Source organism: Xanthomonas sp. D-36-1 (assembly GCF_017746155.1).
Lineage (GTDB): Bacteria > Pseudomonadota > Gammaproteobacteria > Xanthomonadales > Xanthomonadaceae > Xanthomonas > Xanthomonas cissicola.
This window is the reverse complement of record NZ_JAGHWR010000146.1, coordinates 1-724: the sequence shown is the minus strand read 5'-3', so window position 1 is coordinate 724 and position 724 is coordinate 1. Positions and strand designations below refer to the sequence as shown.

Sequence of the window (724 nt, the reverse complement as noted above, 5' to 3'; positions counted from 1 at the left end):
AGCTGCATGGATGAATCCTCTACATAAGGCGATAGTGTCGCGCATCTGCGGTGAGTTGATCAGACCTTCCCTAGGAAAGAGTCCTGCTACGAACTGCTCATAGCTATAAGCGGGATGAAAAACCAAAGCCTCGCTTCGCAAGTCAGAGACAGTCTCTTGCTCCACTTCGGAGCCATCGGTCCAGTCCCCTGGCCAAGAATCAGGATCAAATTGCGGAGCCTTGGGAATAGAACGATAGTGTTCTCGCAAATCTTCCAAGGCGACGCTCTTGCCGGTCCCCGGCGGACCGACTAGGAGCACATTCGGTTCGCGCTTCAAAGCTTCGAGCACCGCGTTGACGACCATCGGCGCACGAGGTTCGCGCCTCTTGGGCTCCTCCCACCCTATCGCTCCAAGCCCAGCACTTTGGGGCAGAGCGTTGATTGCAGCCACGACGTCTGAAGGGAGCTGATCCAATCCCCGGTCTGCAAGATTCGCTGGTGGGTTCTCAAAGTAAACTCGCGTATGAAGCTTCGCGTCTTCTCCTGCAAGCTTTACAGCAATCAGCCAGGGCTTGCTATCTTGGCCATTTATCGCATCGAACACTGCGTTAGCATCGGCCTCAGACTGCAAATCCGGAGACCCTTCCAAGCTAATTTCCGGACGCGAGCCGACTTGACCGACACGCCAAGGAGCAGGCGGATTATTCGTTTCCCATGGCCCCCTTCTCGTAGCGCTTGGCCAC

General features: G+C 55.8%; 1 protein-coding gene. It reads right to left on the bottom strand.

Features of this window, described 5'->3' with window-relative positions; translation table 11 throughout:
* Positions 1-630 (bottom strand): hypothetical protein (locus tag J7367_RS22140; RefSeq protein ID WP_209029030.1); only part of this gene is annotated, 630 nt, incomplete at its 3' end.
* Positions 631-724: the final 94 nt, after the last annotated feature.